Origin of the sequence: Neorhizobium sp. S3-V5DH, from assembly GCF_004343065.1 — a bacterium.
Taxonomy (GTDB): domain Bacteria; phylum Pseudomonadota; class Alphaproteobacteria; order Rhizobiales; family Rhizobiaceae; genus Neorhizobium; species Neorhizobium huautlense.
Genome location: NZ_SMCL01000006.1, coordinates 64,513 through 79,932, shown reverse-complemented (window position 1 = coordinate 79,932; position 15,420 = coordinate 64,513). Strand labels below are relative to the sequence as shown.

Annotated in this window: 19 protein-coding genes; 5 read left to right on the top strand and 14 right to left on the bottom strand. The window is 60.9% G+C overall.

The features are described from left to right. Positions 1-13: 13 nt before the first annotated feature. The 4 genes from EDE09_RS11695 to EDE09_RS11680 form a co-directional block, all read right to left on the bottom strand. Complete coding sequence (locus EDE09_RS11695) at positions 14-316, bottom strand: alkylphosphonate utilization protein (RefSeq protein WP_132410534.1); 303 nt, start codon at positions 314-316, stop codon at positions 14-16. 180 nt (positions 317-496) lie between these two features. Continuing rightward, positions 497-1,312, bottom strand: a complete 816-nt coding sequence (locus tag EDE09_RS11690; protein ID WP_132410532.1) for a VOC family protein — start codon at positions 1,310-1,312, stop codon at positions 497-499. 57 nt (positions 1,313-1,369) lie between these two features. Continuing rightward, complete coding sequence (locus EDE09_RS11685) at positions 1,370-1,840, bottom strand: DUF1579 domain-containing protein (RefSeq protein ID WP_132410726.1); 471 nt, start codon at positions 1,838-1,840, stop codon at positions 1,370-1,372. A gap of 43 nt (positions 1,841-1,883) precedes the next feature. Continuing rightward, a complete protein-coding gene (locus tag EDE09_RS11680) occupies positions 1,884-2,636 on the bottom strand; it encodes a thioredoxin family protein (protein WP_132410530.1) in 753 nt (250 codons plus the stop codon). A 54-nt stretch (positions 2,637-2,690) separates the two neighbouring features. On the opposite strand from EDE09_RS11680, the gene EDE09_RS11675 reads away from it, so the two are divergent. Further along, positions 2,691-3,146: a MarR family transcriptional regulator gene (locus EDE09_RS11675; RefSeq protein WP_165924165.1), complete on the top strand. Its 456-nt coding sequence runs from the start codon at positions 2,691-2,693 to the stop codon at positions 3,144-3,146. 49 nt (positions 3,147-3,195) lie between these two features. Here EDE09_RS11675 and EDE09_RS11670 read toward each other — a convergent pair whose 3' ends face one another. Beyond that, positions 3,196-3,618, bottom strand: a complete 423-nt coding sequence (locus tag EDE09_RS11670) for an organic hydroperoxide resistance protein (protein ID WP_105371767.1) — start codon at positions 3,616-3,618, stop codon at positions 3,196-3,198. A gap of 137 nt (positions 3,619-3,755) precedes the next feature. Between EDE09_RS11670 and EDE09_RS11665 the strand changes: the two genes are divergently transcribed. Together EDE09_RS11665 and EDE09_RS11660 are read left to right on the top strand one after the other, a co-directional pair. Continuing rightward, positions 3,756-4,220: a MarR family transcriptional regulator gene (locus EDE09_RS11665; protein ID WP_132410526.1), complete on the top strand. Its 465-nt coding sequence runs from the start codon at positions 3,756-3,758 to the stop codon at positions 4,218-4,220. Positions 4,221-4,359: 139 nt separating this feature from the next. After that, on the top strand, positions 4,360-5,562 hold the full coding sequence (locus tag EDE09_RS11660) for an MFS transporter (RefSeq protein ID WP_132410524.1): 1,203 nt from the start codon (positions 4,360-4,362) through the stop codon (positions 5,560-5,562). Between the two features lie 7 nt (positions 5,563-5,569). Here the strand turns inward: EDE09_RS11660 and EDE09_RS11655 are convergent, their stop codons facing one another. From EDE09_RS11655 to EDE09_RS11640, 4 genes are all read right to left on the bottom strand, one after another. Beyond that, entirely contained in the window at positions 5,570-6,454 is an 885-nt protein-coding gene (locus tag EDE09_RS11655; RefSeq protein WP_132410522.1) for an aminoglycoside phosphotransferase family protein, read from the bottom strand. Between the two features lie 51 nt (positions 6,455-6,505). Beyond that, the gene (locus EDE09_RS11650; protein ID WP_132410520.1) at positions 6,506-7,228 is read right to left on the bottom strand and encodes a L,D-transpeptidase; all 723 of its coding nucleotides are present in this window, start codon (positions 7,226-7,228) and stop codon (positions 6,506-6,508) included. 217 nt (positions 7,229-7,445) lie between these two features. After that, positions 7,446-8,159: a L,D-transpeptidase gene (locus EDE09_RS11645; RefSeq protein ID WP_245505130.1), complete on the bottom strand. Its 714-nt coding sequence runs from the start codon at positions 8,157-8,159 to the stop codon at positions 7,446-7,448. Between the two features lie 184 nt (positions 8,160-8,343). Continuing rightward, positions 8,344-8,811 (bottom strand): Rrf2 family transcriptional regulator, encoded by a 468-nt coding sequence (locus EDE09_RS11640; RefSeq protein ID WP_112802899.1) that lies wholly within the window; start codon positions 8,809-8,811, stop codon positions 8,344-8,346. Positions 8,812-8,947: 136 nt separating this feature from the next. On the opposite strand from EDE09_RS11640, the gene EDE09_RS11635 reads away from it, so the two are divergent. Then, complete coding sequence (locus tag EDE09_RS11635) at positions 8,948-9,832, top strand: NAD(P)/FAD-dependent oxidoreductase (RefSeq protein WP_132410516.1); 885 nt, start codon at positions 8,948-8,950, stop codon at positions 9,830-9,832. Between the two features lie 7 nt (positions 9,833-9,839). Here the strand turns inward: EDE09_RS11635 and EDE09_RS11630 are convergent, their stop codons facing one another. Both EDE09_RS11630 and EDE09_RS28840 read right to left on the bottom strand, forming a co-directional pair. Next, on the bottom strand, positions 9,840-10,331 hold the full coding sequence (locus EDE09_RS11630; RefSeq protein ID WP_245505124.1) for a LysR substrate-binding domain-containing protein: 492 nt from the start codon (positions 10,329-10,331) through the stop codon (positions 9,840-9,842). Beyond that, complete coding sequence (locus EDE09_RS28840) at positions 10,313-10,444, bottom strand: hypothetical protein (RefSeq protein ID WP_281033649.1); 132 nt, start codon at positions 10,442-10,444, stop codon at positions 10,313-10,315. The genes EDE09_RS11630 and EDE09_RS28840 overlap by 19 nt, the downstream gene beginning before the upstream one ends. Positions 10,445-10,568: 124 nt before the next feature. On the opposite strand from EDE09_RS28840, the gene EDE09_RS11625 reads away from it, so the two are divergent. Continuing rightward, positions 10,569-11,222, top strand: a complete 654-nt coding sequence (locus EDE09_RS11625; protein WP_105371775.1) for an outer membrane protein — start codon at positions 10,569-10,571, stop codon at positions 11,220-11,222. A 502-nt stretch (positions 11,223-11,724) separates the two neighbouring features. Here the strand turns inward: EDE09_RS11625 and EDE09_RS11620 are convergent. From EDE09_RS11620 to EDE09_RS11610, 3 genes are all read right to left on the bottom strand, one after another. Next, positions 11,725-12,678 (bottom strand): alpha/beta fold hydrolase, encoded by a 954-nt coding sequence (locus tag EDE09_RS11620; protein ID WP_132410514.1) that lies wholly within the window; start codon positions 12,676-12,678, stop codon positions 11,725-11,727. Between the two features lie 85 nt (positions 12,679-12,763). Then, positions 12,764-14,395, bottom strand: a complete 1,632-nt coding sequence (locus EDE09_RS11615; protein ID WP_132410512.1) for a cisplatin damage response ATP-dependent DNA ligase — start codon at positions 14,393-14,395, stop codon at positions 12,764-12,766. After that, positions 14,395-15,405 (bottom strand): ligase-associated DNA damage response exonuclease, encoded by a 1,011-nt coding sequence (locus EDE09_RS11610; RefSeq protein WP_132410510.1) that lies wholly within the window; start codon positions 15,403-15,405, stop codon positions 14,395-14,397. The genes EDE09_RS11615 and EDE09_RS11610 overlap by 1 nt, the downstream gene beginning before the upstream one ends. Between the last annotated feature and the right edge of the window lie 15 nt (positions 15,406-15,420).

Below are 15,420 nucleotides of genomic sequence, written 5' to 3'. Positions count from 1 at the left end.
GAAACAGCGGCGTTTACCGCTTGCGGACGAATTCCGTTCGCAGGACGAGGCCCTTGATGGCGTCGTAGCGGCAGTCGATCTCTTCCGGATTGTCGGTGAGGCGGATCGACCGGATGACCGTGCCCTGCTTCAGGGTTTGCCCCGCGCCCTTGACCTTCAGGTCCTTGATGAGAGTGACGGAATCACCGTCCTTGAGGAGGTTTCCCGAAGCGTCGCGGACTTCCGCTGCCGCCTGCGCGGCCGCAGCTATTTCGGACGCCGGGCGCCATTCGCCCGTCACCTCGTCATAGACGTAGTCGTCGTCATCGCCTGCCATGGCCGTGTGTCCCCGAAACCGGAATTTGCGCTTGATAGCCTGCCGCTTATAGCAGCAGGACTATCTACGCAAGCTCACGGCGATGAACCTTCCCATCCGTCCCCCTGCAGAACGCCGACGGCGGATAGGCTAGAGCTCCGCCATAAGGCGGAGGCCGGTCCAATAGGCGGCCAATCTATCTCAGCGCCTGGGTGCCACGAGGCAGAAGAAGGCGCCCTGGGGATCGATGCACTGGATGATCCAGCTGCCGCCGGGAACCTCCATCGGACCATTGACAACCTGTCCGCCGCCCAAGGTGACGCGCGAGGCCGCGGCATCGATCGCTTCCACATTGAAATAGTAGCACCAGCAGGGCATGGGCACGCTTTCCGGCCGCGTCATCATGCCGCCGATCGGCGTCCCGTTATGGGCGAAGATCTTGTAGACGCCCATCGACCCCATATCCATGTCGTGGTCGAGCGTCCAGCCAAAGACTTTCGAATAGAAGTCGAAGGCCTGGTTGCCGTCACCGGCATAAAGTTCACGCCAGCCGACATTTCCGACCGCCTCCGGTGCCAGTTCCTGCGGCGGGTTTTCCATTGGAAACGGCTTCATGATGCAGATGACGGCGCCATGGGGATCGGCAACGACGGCAAAACGGCCGATACCCGGGATATCTTCCGGCTCGCGCTGCACCTGACCGCCGTTGGCGATGAAATCCTTGGCGGTCTGGTCGCAATCGTCGACCGCGACATAACCGGTCCAGTTCGGCGGGATCTTTCCTTCAAGTTCAGGCGGGAAATTCATCATGCCGCCGACGCCCGGGCAGTTGTCGCCCTCCCCCATCTCGAACAGGAAGTAGGGGAATTCAAGGTCCGGCATTTCGACCGGCTTCACCTTCCAGCCGATCACCGACGAATAGAACCTCCCGGATGCCTCGGTATCTGGCGTCATCAGTTCGCACCAGATGAATTTGCCATGGGTCTGTGAACGAGACCCAGAAACGGACTGCAACATTGTCCTCTCCTCAAACGGTTAGTGCGTCTACCGACGCGGTGTCATTAAGCGCCGGCATCAGCCCTTGCGTGCGTATCGGGCTTCCATGAACTGCTTCCAGGTACCGTCCGGCTGCTTGACGCTGGAGTTGAAGATGCGGTTATCGCGATCGGTGAAGACGATCTGCTCGCGATACTCGCCGATCTTACCGGGCTCAGCAAAGTCCGGGCCGGTCGTGTAGAGATTGAGGGTCGTGCCGTCATCGGAGACGTCGCCTTCATAGACCCACATGTAGTTCATCATGCTGCCGATCCAGCTGCCGACATATTTACCCCGGGCCGGATCGTATCCTAATGTGAGCACGGTCGTCGCCGGCCCGCCGCCGCCCGGCATCTCGCCATTGCCTTCCGCGACGAACCAGATGCCGTTCAGCGAGCGGACGACTTCCGTCCACGTCTCGTCGTTACCCATGCTGGACGAAGTGACGTCCCAGGTTCCCACGAGCTTTTCGAGAAAGCCGTGCTCCGCCTGGGGTTTGGCCATTTCCATGCCCATGATCTTTCCTCCCTGTGATCACTGATGATGACGCCAGTTAATGGCAACAGGATGAAGCTTCCGCCTTCGGCGCGGGTTCGTATTCATCATGCCGCTTGACGAAATCCATTGTCGAACCCTCGTTGCGCCCGAAGGGGGCGCGGTCGAGGATCATCAGCGTTCCGATCAGTTCTTCGCCGCCGCGGGCGTAGCTCGAATAGGTATGGAAGATCTCGCCCTTCTCGTTCTTGTAGAATGCCGAAAGACCCGGCAGTTCATCATGCGCCTGCTCCGGCGGGATGGCCGAGAAATTATAATAGACCTTCTCCTTCGCCAGGTCTTCCTTGGTGAAGGAGACGTGGAAATCGAAATTAAAATCGTTGCCGAAGGACGAGACCCACGGAAATTTCCAACCCATGCGCTTCTTGTAAGCCTCGATCTTGTCGAGCGGAGCGCGGGAGACGGAGACCCAGGTGACGTCGTGATTGTTCAGGTGCGGCAAAGCTCCGTCGATGTGGTCCGACAGGAAGGAGCAGCCGGGGCAGCCGGCATCCCAATCCGGGCCGAGCATAAAGTGGTAAATGAGAAGCTGGCTACGACCGTCGAAGAGATCGGCAAGGCTCTTTTTACCCGCCGGGGTATCGAAGATGTAGTTCTTGTCCATTTTGACCCAAGGGAGCGTCTGGCGGGCCGCTCGCACCTTGTCGCGCAAGCGGGTTTCTTCCTTTTCCAACGCAAGCAGCTTGCGGCGCGCTTCCAGCCATTCCTCTCGGGATACAATGGGATTTTTAGGCGATGCGGTCACGTCCATTTCAGCCTCCTCCTGATTGACAATTTATGTTGATATCAACATATTAAACCCATGCTGTCAAACACCGAAACTATCGAACTGATTCCTTTTTCCACCACGCTGCTTGTCCGCGACACGTGCCTCTGCCTTCACGTACAGCGCGCCGCGCGAGCGCTGGCGCGCCGTTTCGACACGGCAATGAAGCCCATCGGGCTTACAAATGGGCAATTTTCGCTGATGATGTCGCTCAACCGGCCGCAGCCGGCAACCATGGGCCAGGTCGCAAGCGTGCTTGCGATGGATCGCACGACGCTGACGGCGGCCTTGAAGGTGCTGGAGCGGCGCGGGCTGGTGAGGACCGAAAACGATCCGAAGGACCGGCGCGGCAAGCTGCTGAAACTGACAGCAGACGGCATGAGCATGTTGTCCGCCGCCCTGCCGATCTGGAAGAGGGTGCATGCGGAAATCGATGCCGAACTCGGAGACGGTGGCTCGGAAGGGCTGCGCAGGACGCTGGTGGCCGTCAAATAACGAAAAAGCCGGCGCAAAGGCCGGCTCTTCCTAAAAAAAACTGGTCGGATCAGGCGACGGAGACCGGAACTTCCGTCGAGGTGCGCATCGCGTGGCTATAGGGGCAAACGATATGCGCCTTGGCGACGAGGTCTTCGGCCACCGACTTCTCGACGCCCGGAATGTCGACCAGCAGCGATACCTCAATGCCGAAGCCGGTGCCATCGTCACGCGGGCCGATGCCGACCGTTGCCGTCACTTTGGCATCGTCCGGAATCTTAACCTTTTCCTTGCCGGCCACGGCCTTCAAAGCCCCGAGGAAGCAAGCGGAATAACCGACTGCAAAGAGCTGTTCCGGATTGGTGCCGGTGGCGCCATCGCCGCCCAGCTCTTTCGGAACCGTCAAGGTCACATCCAGGACGCCATTTTCGGAAGCGCCGTGGCCTGCTCGGCCACCGGTGGCGGAGCCCTTGGTCGTGTAAAGAATAGGCATGCTACATACTCCCTTTATAGTAATTCGTTCGCAATTCAATTGCGCGCAATCTAATTACGCGCATTGCAAATTCCCGTCAAGCCTGCGATTATGCGGTCGAGAAAAACATAGAGCACGAAAGCGTGAAGTCAGGACCGATGAAGGAGAAAGTGTCAGCCGCCGCTTCTCAGGGATTCGAGATTAAGCTCGATACCCAGCTCTGTTTTGCCATCTATGGGGCAGCTCACGCCTTCACGCGCACCTACAAGCCTTTGCTCGAGCCGCTCGGCCTCACCTATCCGCAATATCTCGTGATGATCGCGCTGTGGGAGGAGGACGACCAGCCGGTGAAGGCGATCGGCGACCGTCTGGGGCTCGATTCCGGGACGCTCTCGCCGCTCCTCAAGCGACTGGAACAGAGTGGCTTGGTCTTGCGAAAGCGAGATCGGGACGACGAGCGGCTGGTGAGAATTTCCCTTACCGAAAAGGGTTCCGGCCTCAGGCTGAAGGCTCTGGACGTGACCGAAGCGATCGGCAAGGCGATAGGTTGCGGCCTGGAAGAGGCCGCAACGCTGCGGGATGCATTGATTTCGCTTCGCAAACGCATGGACGACAGGGACTGACATCCGCGCGGAGTGATCGGAGGGCCTCGCCCCCTCTGTATTCCACGTCTTGATTTCTGCTGAGGCTACCTCTAGCGCATCGTCCTGGTTTTCAAGACACGCCGCCAACGGGATCGGCGCTGCTTCAAGAGATCTATTGATGACATCCAACACGGCGCCTCCCCGGCAACCCATTGCCATCCCCCGTACGGTCTGGGTGCTGGGCGTAGTCAGCCTGCTGATGGATATTTCGTCGGAGATGATCCAGACGCTGTTGCCGCTTTACCTGGTCGCGGGCCTTGGCGCCTCGGCCATAGCGATCGGATTTATCGAAGGACTGTCGGTTGCGATCGCGACCGTTACAAAACTGTTTTCGGGAATGATCTCGGACTGGACGGGACGGCGGAAACCGCTTGCCGTGCTCGGTTACGGGCTCGGCGCGCTTTCCAAGCCGATCTTTCCCCTCGCCACTTCGATCGGCTGGATCGTGGTGGCCAAAGCGGTCGACCGTGTGGGCAAGGGCATCCGCGGTACCCCGCGCGACGCGCTGATTGCCGATGTGACGCCGCCGGAAATCCGTGGCGCAAGCTTCGGCCTGCGCAAATCCCTCGATACGGTGGGCGGGTTCGTCGGCCCGCTTGCGGCAATCGGATTGATGCTCGCCACCGATGGCGACATGATCGTCATCTTCTGGATCGCCGCGATCCCGGCTTTCCTGGCGGTCGCCCTGCTGATCATCGGCGTCAAGGAGCCGGAGCAGCCGCCCTCCTCCTCCAAGGGCATGCCACGCTTCAGGGATGCCCGGCGCCTCAACCGCGCCGTCTGGATCGTCATCGGGGTCTCGAGCCTGTTGACGCTTGCCCGTTTCAGCGAGGCTTTCCTCCTCCTGAAATCGCAGCAAGCCGGTCTCTCGCTCGCCTGGATCCCGGTCACCATGGTGGTCATGCACGCGGTCTACGGCCTGACGGCCTATCCCGTCGGCTATCTTTCGGACCGCATCGGACGCCGAAGCATGATCGCGCTCAGCCTTGTGTTCCTCATCGCCGCCGACCTAGCGCTCGCCACGGCGCAAACGCTCCCGATGCTTTTTGCCGGCATCGTCCTCTGGGGCCTGCATATGGGATTTTCGCAAGGCATTCTTTCGACGCTGATTGCCGACAGTGCGCCGCAGAACCTGAAGGGTACGGCGTTCGGCGTGTTCAACCTGGCGACCGGCCTGACCGTGATCCTCGGCAATGTCGCGGCAGGCTTGCTTTGGGAAACCTGGGGTTCCGCCTCGACCTTCCTCGCCGGCGCCGTGGTGGCGCTCGCATCCCTCGCCGCCGTGCCGCTGCTATCAGCGGCGCGCCAGCCGGCACAATAGATCCGGATCAGATTCCGCCAAGAGGATCGGCCACGATCCGGTCGATCCAGCGGCGGTGAGTGTCGGCCTTCTCGCGATCTTCGTGCCGGTGTTCGGCAATGGTGATGAGCGCCTTCCAGAGGCACCAGCCGCGTGCCCTCTCCCATGTCTGCCGATCAAGACCGACACGAGCGCGAAAGGCATTGCGGGCCGGCTCGTCAAACAGCGTCCAGGCAATCACCAGATCGGAAGACGGGTCGCCGACGCCGGAACTGCCGAAATCGATGACCGCGGAAAGCCGCCCGTCCCGGACGAGCAGATTGCCCTCGGCGATATCGCCATGGACCCAGACGGGTTTCTCCCGCCAGCTCGAACCCAGCGCACGCTTCCATATTTTTGTCAGCAGAGAGACGTCAAGTTCATCCGCCAGGGCATTAAGCGCCTGCCGGGTTTCCCCATCATAAACGGCAAGCGATCCTCCGCGGTGGAAATTATGCGCTCCGGCAAGCGGGCCATCCGAGGCATCTATTCTCCGGAGAGCGACCAGGAAATCCGCAAGCTCCTCGGCAAACGCCGTGAGATCGGAAATCGCACCGCGGCTCGCACGATCTCCCTCGATCCATCCATAGATCGACCACGGCCACGGATAGCCCGCGTCGGGCCTGCCGATGGCGAGCGGTGCAGGGATCGGCAGCGGCAGTTGCGAGGCCAAGGCGGGAAGCCAGCGATGCTCCTTCTCCACCTGGGCGACGTAACGCTCGGCGCTCGGCAGGCGCACCGACATGGCATCGCCGAGATGGAAAGTGCGGTTGTCCCAGCCGCCCCCCGCTACGGCCCGCACCGGCAGGTCTGCCCATTGGGTGAATTGCCGAGCTACGAGGGTCCTGACGAGGGCTGCATCTATTTCCGGCATCGCGAGGAGCCCAATCAGCCGTTTATTGCGTCACGAGACATTGCGGCGGGCCTACTGCCAGACGACGATGCGAGCCTTGTTCGGCACGCGGTCGTAGAGGTCGATGATGTCCTGGTTCATCAGGCGCACGCAGCCGGAAGAGACCGCCCGGCCGATCGAGTTCCATTCGGGCGAGCCGTGCAGGCGATAGAGCGTGTCCTGCCCGTTCTGGAAGATGTAGAGCGCGCGGGCACCCAGCGGATTGCTCAACCCCGGCGGCATGCCGCCATTGTCCGCCGAATATTTCGCGAGTTCCGGCTGGCGGGCGATCATCTCGTTCGGCGGCGTCCATTTCGGCCATTTCTGCCGCCATTGGATGACTCCATCGCCGGACCAGGAAAAGCCCTCGCGGCCGATGCCGACGCCATAACGCATGGCAGAACCGCCGGGCTCGACCAGATAGAGGAAGCGCGACGGGGTGTCCACGACCACGGTGCCGGGCCGTTCGCCGGTCGGATCCACAACCCGCTGGCGATAATAGCGGGGATTGATCTGCTGATAGGGAATGGCAGGGATGACGAAGCCGCCGTCAACCGTGGTTCCGTACATCGCATCCAGTTCGGCCGAGCTGCCAGGAAGGATTTCCGGCCGGCGAACGCTGCCGCCGTCACGATAGGCGACGATCGGATCGCCTCGTCCGGGCGCCGTCGACGCGCAACCGGCCAGAGTCGAGGCTGCACCGGCGCTTAGGAGAGACAGAAAGCTCCGGCGGGAATAGGATTTTTTCAGGATCATGTGCGGCAGGACCGTTCGATAAACACGCTACAGACGACAAAGCATAAATCAATGGAAGGATGACCGAAAGGTTCCGAATCCCCTGCCGAGGCCGCAACCATAGGCCTGCTGCATTTGGGCAACTATTCACGACCGCCACACGGGATTTCAAACCCGCGGCATCAAAAAACGAAAAAAGCGGCCGAGGCCGCCCTTCAAGTCAAAATGCCGGTCTGTCTCAGAGAACGACGATCGGGGTGCCTGACGGAACGCGGTCGAAAAGATCGATGACGTCCTGGTTGAGCATACGTACGCAACCCGAAGAGGTGGCCTTGCCGACCGACTGCCAGTCGGGCGTGCCATGGACACGGTAGAGCGTGTCCTTGCCGTCCTTGAAGATGTAGAGCGCTCGAGCCCCCAGCGGATTGTTGAGGCCCGGATCGGCGCCGCCTTCGGAAGCGGCGAACTGGCGGAGTTCCGGCTGACGCGCGACCATGTCCTGCGGCGGCGTCCAGCGCGGCCATTTGGCCTTGCGTTCGATCACGCCGCGGCCTTGCCAGCCGAAGCCGGCCTTTCCGAGACCGACACCGTAGCGGATCGCCTTGCCGCCCGGCTGGACGAGATAAAGGAAACGCTGGCGGGTATCGACGACGATCGTTCCGGGCGCCTCGTTGCTGCGGTATTCGACCTCCTGGCGCAGATACCGGGCGTCGACGCGCGAATAGGGAATGGCCGGAAGCGTGTGCCCCTCGTCGCGGATCACCCCATACATGGTTCGATGCACCGGGTTCGATACCGGCAGGCCATAGGTCTGATGGAAGGTTGAGGGGTAGAGCTGGCGCTTGTGCGGAATTCCGCCCGGCATCGGAGGCGGCTGGTTTGTCGGGGGATCTTCATAAGGAGGGATGTAAAAGACCGGCGCCGTCTCCTGAACGAAGACATCCGGGTTCATGCGGCTCGTGTCGGTCACGAAAGGCACCTGGCAGCCAGCCAAGGCGGCAGCCGCGGCAAACACGAAGGAGAGGCCGGGGATTCGGCGGAAAGGCTGAGAAAAGAATGGCATGGGACCCGCTTCCGGCAGATGACGTCGAGACCAGGATGGCAGGCCCGGCTGGCGCGAAGCTGGTGAAAAGATTTCAGGACGAGCAGGCGGACCCGGGATGCCCGGCAAGCGCCGGATGCCGCACCATGCGGCTGTCGAAGTCGGCGGCTATATCTGCCAACGTCACATGGGCAAAGCGCTCCAGCAGCAGTTTTTCGGCTTCGGCAAAAGCATCGGCAAGAGCGCCGTTAACCGCCTGCTCCACCAGGCATTCCGGCCTGTCGCAAGCCGGACCTATGGCAAAGAGCGGCGGCTCTCCTACCGCCCGATAGACATCGAGAAGCGTCATCTCCTCCAGCCTCCGGCTCAGCGTCCAGCCCCCTCCATGGCCCTTTTCGGAACGGACATAGCCCTGTTCCCTCAAGCCCGCCATGGTGCGGCGGACGACGACGGGATTGGTGTTTAGCATCTGGGCGATCAGCTCGGATGTGGCAGCTCCTTCATGCCGGGCCATATGGATCAGCACGTGCAGCATGCGCGAAAGACGGCCATCATAGCGCATCGAACTCATCCCTCCTTCAATCGGCAAATCCCATCCTAGTGGATGGAACCTTATGCAACAAGCAAAGTTACAAACTCTTGACGTGGAGACATCATGTAACTTACGATGTAGCGAGAAATTCTCAAGGAGCCAAACGATGTCCTACGATGCGATCATTGTCGGCGGCAGCTATGCCGGACTTTCGGCGGCGCTCCAGCTCGCCCGCGCCCGCAGACGGATCCTGGTGATCGACGAAGGCATGCGCCGAAACCGGTTCGCCGCGACCTCACATGGATTTCTCGGCCAGGACGGACGCGCTCCGGGCGCAATCGCTGCCGATGCCCGCGAACAGCTGCTGCGTTACCCGACGGTCGAATGGCGAGATGCCCGCGCGGAAGAGGCGGAAAAACAGGGCGAAGGCTTTTCCATCCGAACCAGCGACGGGCGGCAGCTTTCCGCCCGGCGGCTGGTGCTGGCAATCGGGGTGACCGACGAGCTTCCCGAGATTCCCGGACTTGCAGAGCGCTGGGGACGCGCCGCCTTCCACTGCCCCTATTGCCACGGATACGAGCTCGACCAGGGCGAAATCGGCGTGATCGCCAGCTCGGAAGCCTCCATGCACCACGCGCTGATGCTGCCGGATTGGGGCCGGACGACCTTGATGCTCGACGGCTGCTTTTCACCGGACGCAGAACAGCAGGCAAAACTCGATGAGCGAGGCGTCACGATCGAGACGGCAAGGGTCAAGGAGATCAGCGGACATGCCGATGTCGTTTTCGAGGATGGCCGCACCTTCAGCTTTGCCGGGCTTTTCGTCCTGCCGAAACCTCGGCTCGCCAGCACCATCGCCGAACAGCTCGGCTGCGACTTCGAGGAGGATGGCCTCTATCCGTTCATCAAGACCGACCTTACCAAGGAAACGAGCGTGCCGGGCGTCTTCGCCTGCGGGGACGCGGCGAGAGCGGCAGGTTCGGTCGCGCTAGCAGTTGGAGACGGCAATATCGCGGGAGCCGCCACCCACCAGTCATTGATCTTCAGGTAGGAGATCTTCAGGTGTGACTGGCAACCGCTCGCCTGCAACCGGCAAGCGCCACCGCCCGGATGCCCTCCGGGCGATATCGATGAAGGCGCGCAGTTTTGGCGCCATGAAGCGCTCGGCGCGGATAATAAAGGAACAAGCCGTCTTCTTCGACGGCTGAATCCGGCAGCACCCATTTCAGCCGCCCCTCGCGAATATCGGAACGGACCAACGGTTCGAAGCCATAGGCAATGCCGATGCCCGAAAGGGCCAGATCCCGCGCATAGGTAGCGTCGGTCACCACGGCGGTGCCGGCCGCCCGCACCGAAACATCCTTGCCCTGGTCGTTGAGATCCCATTCATACAGCCCGCCCGAACCCAGCATCCGGAAGCCGATACAATTGTGGCTCGACAGATCGGCAATCGCTTCGGGTTCGCCCCTCGCCTGCAGGTAATCGGGCGATGCGGCAAGGATCGCCTTGAAAGCCGGCGTCAGCCGGACGGTCACCATGTCCTGCTGCACGGCCTCGCCCAGCCGAATGCCAGCATCGAAGCCCGCGCGACGATATCCACGAAGGCATCGTGGATATGGATCTCCACCGTCAGGCGGGGATAGGCGCAGGCCAGTTTTGCCATGATCGGCGTACGCAGAACGCCGCGGGTTTTTCTTTAGGCGTTCCCCCAGTCGGTGTGGTTAAAAAGTCACAGCCAATATCCCCTGAATTAGCTATCGTTAAGCATCAAGATGACGGAGTCTCATATGCGTTCTTTACTTTTCACATCTGTTGCTATGCTCGCACTCTCCACCGCAGCGCAAGCAGCCGATGCAGTTGATCAGGTGCCAACCGCACCTGTTGCAGAAGAAGTGCAGGTTTTCACCTGGTCGGGTCCGTACGTTGGTATTCAGGGTGGCTACGCATGGGGCGATGGATCCTTTGACATCTCTGGTGGTGCCGGCACGTTCGACGCAGACCTTGACGGTGGCCTCCTTGGCGCATTCGTCGGATACAATCATCAGTTTTCCAATAACTTCGTCCTCGGCATCGAAGCTGACCTTGAGCGTAATTGGAACGAAGATGAAATCGTTGCGGGTGCTGAAGCGAAGACGGAATGGCAAGGCTCAGTCCGCGCTCGTGTTGGCTACGCCATTGATCATGCCCTCCTTTACGCCACTGCTGGTTGGACCGGCGCTCGCGGCGAGGTGAGTGTACCTGGATTTGGCACCGAAGAAGAAATGTTTAGTGGTTACACCGTTGGTGCCGGCGTGGATTACGCGTTTACCGACAACATCTTCGCTCGAGTTGAATACCGATATAGCGACTTCGGTAGCAAGACGTTCGACTTCGGAGCGGGTACTATCGACGCGGACCTGGACCAGCACGCTATTAAGGTCGGCCTAGGTGTGAAGTTCTGACCCCAAAGTTTTGCCGAATCGATGCCGAGATCTCTCGAGGTCTCGGCATTTTTGTTTAAGGGTTAGGTTTCGACGTGTTAGGGGGCGAAGGTGGCGGAATGGATGGGCACGCTCGGCTTCGAACTCGACATCCTTACCCAGACTAAAGAGGCCGAGCTTGTCTTCGCTGCGACTCGTCGCTGGCTTCCAGCCCCTGAAAGCCGCTGGCGCTCCATCCGATCTATCCGCTCCCGAAGGTCAAGCAGAATGTCGACCTTCCCGAACTTGATCTGCAGTCCTTCAATTGAAGGATTGTCCTCTGCCCGTACTGGTCGATTCGAAAATCCCTCAGCGTTTTACGGGAACCGGGAGAAGCTGTTCCGCCGCCAAACCAGCATTGGTTGGAACACAGATAGGTGGGATCCATCAACTACAAAGCTTTGGCGATGATCCTGGGCTCTGCGCGCCGCAGTCTCCATCGACAGAATAAGAGTGGAAAACACAGAAAAGACAGTCCAGCGCTTCAGGCCGCGACCTCGTTGAAAAAGCGGATGCTTTCAAGTACAGCGGCGGGAACGACGCCATTGTGGTTTCCCGGCAGGAGCTTGGCGTCGATGGAAACGCCGGCAGAGCGGGCCCGATCGATCAGGAGCTGATGATCCTTGTCGAAGGGTCGTTCTTCAGTGCCGCGCAGCAAAAGGGCCGGGCATTTGAGGCTCGGGCCGAAGCAGACCGAAGAGCGCATGATGAACTCCCTCGGATCAGCCGCATCGAAGCGGATTTCGCGATCGTAGCGGCTGAAGAAACGCCATGCATTGACGCCGGCCGAAACCGGCGCCGCAGCGCGGAATTTGCGCGTCATCGCGGCAAGGATCGCCAGCGTGCCGCCATTGCTGTGGCCTGCAAGGAAGAGGCGGTCCTTGTCGATCCCCGGTAGGGCCTCCAGATAGCTCGCAGCCGCCAGCGCATCGGCCGTCTCGTCGTAAAAGCCGGAAAAGTTACCCGCCTGGCCGTTTTCGCCACGGAAGGACGGATGCAGCACAACGAAACCTGCTTCCCAATAGGGCTTCATCAGCTCCCAGTGGCCTTCGCCGGTCGCATTGCCGCCGTGAAGGAAGAGAACCGCGGGCTTCAATTTGGCCGACGGCTGGTAGTGGGAAAGCCAGGCGATCAACTCGATCGAGCGATCCGGACCGCCGCGATAGAAGACGCGCCTTGCACCGGGCGGCGTGCCGAGCGGCTCCGACTTTTCCGGGGATGCCCCTTTGTTGACGAGATTGGTTCGAAAGCGCCGGCGGGCGTCCGCATAGTCTTCTCTTTCAAGCGGCAGCATTTCGGGAACGGGAAAAGCGACCGCGCTTGCCGATGCCGGCAGAAGCGCCGCCGCCGACAGGCCGGAGGTTGCAGCAAGAAACGCGCGGCGGGTGAGCCCGCCTTGGAAAGAACGCGTGAAGGAAGTCTTCCGGCCGTCTGCCATGTTTTCCGAGTCCTGAAAAATATAACCCTCAGCGATCTCAGCATTCGGTCACGGCGCTGTCCATTCAACGATTTGAGATCGGCGATCAGCCTTGTCCCGTTTTCGCACCTAACATCGCCGTCAGCGTCGAAAGCCGGTCGGCATCGCGTGGCAGCTTGTCCTGTCTCAGCCGGGCGATGCGCGGGAAGCGCATGGCGACACCGGATTTGTGGCGGGTGGAGCGGTTGATGCCTTCGAAGGCAACCTCCAGCACGAAGCCGAAGCCGGGCTCCGCCCGCACTGCCCTCACCGGCCCGAAGCGGTCGACTGTGTTGTCGCGCACGAACTTGTCGAGCACTTCGAGCTCCGCATCGGTGAAGCCGAAATAGGCCTTTCCGACCGGCACCAGCTCTTCGCCATCCGGCGTCTCGGCCCAGACGCCGAAGGTGAAATCGGAATAATAGCTCGAGCGCTTGCCGTGGCCGCGCTGGGCATACAGCATCACCGCGTCAATGTTGTAGGGATCGCGCTTCCACTTGAACCATGGCCCCTTGAGCCGTCCGGCCTGATAGGGACTGTCCTTCCTTTTGATCATCACGCCTTCAATGACCGGGTCCGGCGGCGCGATCCGCAGGCTGTCCAGTTCCTCCCACGTGGTGAAAGGCACGAGCTGCGAGAGGTCGAACCGATCGTGCGGCGCGCCCTCTATGATACCGGCAAGACGATCGCGGCGTTCGAAGAAGGACCTGGCGCGGATATCCATATCGCCCTGGAAGAGCAGGTCGTAGGCGCGCACGAAGGCCGGATATTCGTCCAGCATCTTGCCCGTTACCGTCTTGCGGTTCAGCCGCTGCTGCAGGTCAGAAAACGTGCGGGTTGGGCTGTTGGAACGCAAAGTGCCGCCGACGAGCAATTCGCCGTCGATGACGCCTTCGAAATTGATCGCCGCAACGATATCCGGAAAGGCGCCGGTAATGTCGTCGCCGGAGCGGGAATAGAGTTTCTTCGTGCCGCCGTAGCTGGACATCTGGACTCGAATGCCGTCCCATTTCCATTCGGCGGCATAGTCGAGAGGATCGATCTTTTGGAGATCGCCCTCTTCGACCGGATTTGCCAGCATGACTGAATGGAAGATGGCGGGGGTTGCGAGCACCGGCTTCTCCGCCCGGCCCTCCAGCCAGGCGAAGAGAGGCTCGTAGGGCGGCGCCAATCCGTGCCAGAGGGTTTCGATTTCAGTCACGTCCTTGCCGCTCATATCGGATAGTGCCTGTTTCGCAAGGCGGGCGGAGACACCGATGCGGAGCGATCCGGTCGCGAGTTTCAGGAATGCGAAGCGGCTCGACGGATCAAGCCTGTCAAGCAGGTCGCGAACGGCCGAGCGCACTTCGGTGCGGCCGAGCGAGTTCATGCGGGTGACGACCTCGCCGAGACGCGGCTGGTGCTCATCATCGATCGTATCCTTGGCGCCGCCATCCCAAACCAGCGAAATCGTCTCGGCGAGATCGCCGACATAATCGTAGGAATACTGGAAGAGGATCGGGTCCATGCGCTCCAACACCAGGTCGCGCAGCATCGCAGGTTTGACACTTTTCAAGTCGAGCCCGCCGGCCAGCGCGGCTAGGCCATAACCGCGGTCGGGATCCGGCGTATCGCGGAAATAGTCGGCAAGCAGGGTCAGCTTGCCGTTGCGCGAGGGGGTGAAGACCAGCCGGTCGAGGAGTGTCGCGAAGGCTTTCATCAATCCCCCTCGTCCTCGTAGCCGACGAGATGCAGAGGCCGGGCCGGGATATCCCTCAGCTCGCACCAGCGCACCAGCGCCTCCTCGCGGCCATGGGTGACCCATACCTCGGACGGGCCGATCTCCTCGATCGTCGCCAGTAATTCCGGCCAATCGCAATGGTCGGAAATGACGAGCGGCAACTCGACTCCACCCTGTTTCGCCCGCTGGCGCACCATCATCCAGCCTGATGCAAAAGCGATCAACGGCTCGTTGAAACGCCGCGCCCAGCGATCCTGAAATGCGGACGGCGGCCCAACCACGACAGCGCCTCTGAAGGCTGCGGGACTGCTCTTCTCGATCGTTGCCGGACGGATGTCGCCAAGATCTATCCCTTCGCCGACATAATACTCACAGAGCTTGGCAAGCGCGCCGTGAATGAAGATCGGTTCGGAATAGCCGCAATCGCGGATCAGCCGGATGACGCGCTGCGCCTTGCCAAGCGCATAGGCACCGATCAGATGGCTGCGCTCGGGAAACTGTTTCAGCGAGGTCAGCAGCTTGGCGATCTCCTCCTTGGGGTCCGGATGATGGAAAACCGGCAGGCCGAAGGTCGCCTCGGTTATGAAGACATCGCAGGCAACCGGCACGAAAGGTGCGCAAGTGGGATCGATGCCGCGCTTGTAATCTCCGGAGACGACGATGCGCATGCCATCCTTCTCGATGGCGATCTGCGCCGAGCCGAGCACGTGACCGGCAGGGTGGAAGCTTACCCTGACGCCTTCGATATCGATCTCCTCGCCGAAGGCGGCTGCCTGTTCCCCACTACAAAAGTCATCGCCATAGCGCAGCCGCATGATATCGAGCGTCTGGCGTGTCGCCAGAACCTTCGCGTGGCCGGCGCGGGCATGGTCGGAATGGCCGTGGGTGATTAAAGCCCGTTCGACGGGGCGTACCGGATCGACGTGAAAACGGCCGATGGGGCAGAAGAGCCCGGCCGGGGTAGGATGAAGCAGGGCCTCTGGTTTCATGCCCTTGAAGATAGG

Excerpts from the sequence above, each read along its gene's own strand:
- EDE09_RS11695 (WP_132410534.1), bottom strand. The coding sequence starts at position 316 with ATGGCAGGCGATGACGACGACTACGTCTATGACGAGGTGACGGGCGAA.
- EDE09_RS11690 (WP_132410532.1), bottom strand. The coding sequence starts at position 1,312 with ATGTTGCAGTCCGTTTCTGGGTCTCGTTCACAGACCCATGGCAAATTC.
- EDE09_RS11685 (WP_132410726.1), bottom strand. The coding sequence starts at position 1,840 with ATGGAAATGGCCAAACCCCAGGCGGAGCACGGCTTTCTCGAAAAGCTC.
- EDE09_RS11680 (WP_132410530.1), bottom strand. The coding sequence starts at position 2,636 with ATGGACGTGACCGCATCGCCTAAAAATCCCATTGTATCCCGAGAGGAA.
- EDE09_RS11670 (WP_105371767.1), bottom strand. The coding sequence starts at position 3,618 with ATGCCTATTCTTTACACGACCAAGGGCTCCGCCACCGGTGGCCGAGCA.
- EDE09_RS11665 (WP_132410526.1), top strand. The coding sequence starts at position 3,756 with ATGAAGGAGAAAGTGTCAGCCGCCGCTTCTCAGGGATTCGAGATTAAG.
- EDE09_RS11660 (WP_132410524.1), top strand. The coding sequence starts at position 4,360 with ATGACATCCAACACGGCGCCTCCCCGGCAACCCATTGCCATCCCCCGT.
- EDE09_RS11655 (WP_132410522.1), bottom strand. The coding sequence starts at position 6,454 with ATGCCGGAAATAGATGCAGCCCTCGTCAGGACCCTCGTAGCTCGGCAA.
- EDE09_RS11650 (WP_132410520.1), bottom strand. The coding sequence starts at position 7,228 with ATGATCCTGAAAAAATCCTATTCCCGCCGGAGCTTTCTGTCTCTCCTA.
- EDE09_RS11645 (WP_245505130.1), bottom strand. The coding sequence starts at position 8,159 with ATGAACCCGGATGTCTTCGTTCAGGAGACGGCGCCGGTCTTTTACATC.
- EDE09_RS11640 (WP_112802899.1), bottom strand. The coding sequence starts at position 8,811 with ATGCGCTATGATGGCCGTCTTTCGCGCATGCTGCACGTGCTGATCCAT.
- EDE09_RS11635 (WP_132410516.1), top strand. The coding sequence starts at position 8,948 with ATGTCCTACGATGCGATCATTGTCGGCGGCAGCTATGCCGGACTTTCG.
- EDE09_RS28840 (WP_281033649.1), bottom strand. The coding sequence starts at position 10,444 with ATGGCAAAACTGGCCTGCGCCTATCCCCGCCTGACGGTGGAGATCCAT.
- EDE09_RS11625 (WP_105371775.1), top strand. The coding sequence starts at position 10,569 with ATGCGTTCTTTACTTTTCACATCTGTTGCTATGCTCGCACTCTCCACC.
- EDE09_RS11620 (WP_132410514.1), bottom strand. The coding sequence starts at position 12,678 with ATGGCAGACGGCCGGAAGACTTCCTTCACGCGTTCTTTCCAAGGCGGG.
- EDE09_RS11615 (WP_132410512.1), bottom strand. The coding sequence starts at position 14,395 with ATGAAAGCCTTCGCGACACTCCTCGACCGGCTGGTCTTCACCCCCTCG.
- EDE09_RS11610 (WP_132410510.1), bottom strand. The coding sequence starts at position 15,405 with ATGAAACCAGAGGCCCTGCTTCATCCTACCCCGGCCGGGCTCTTCTGC.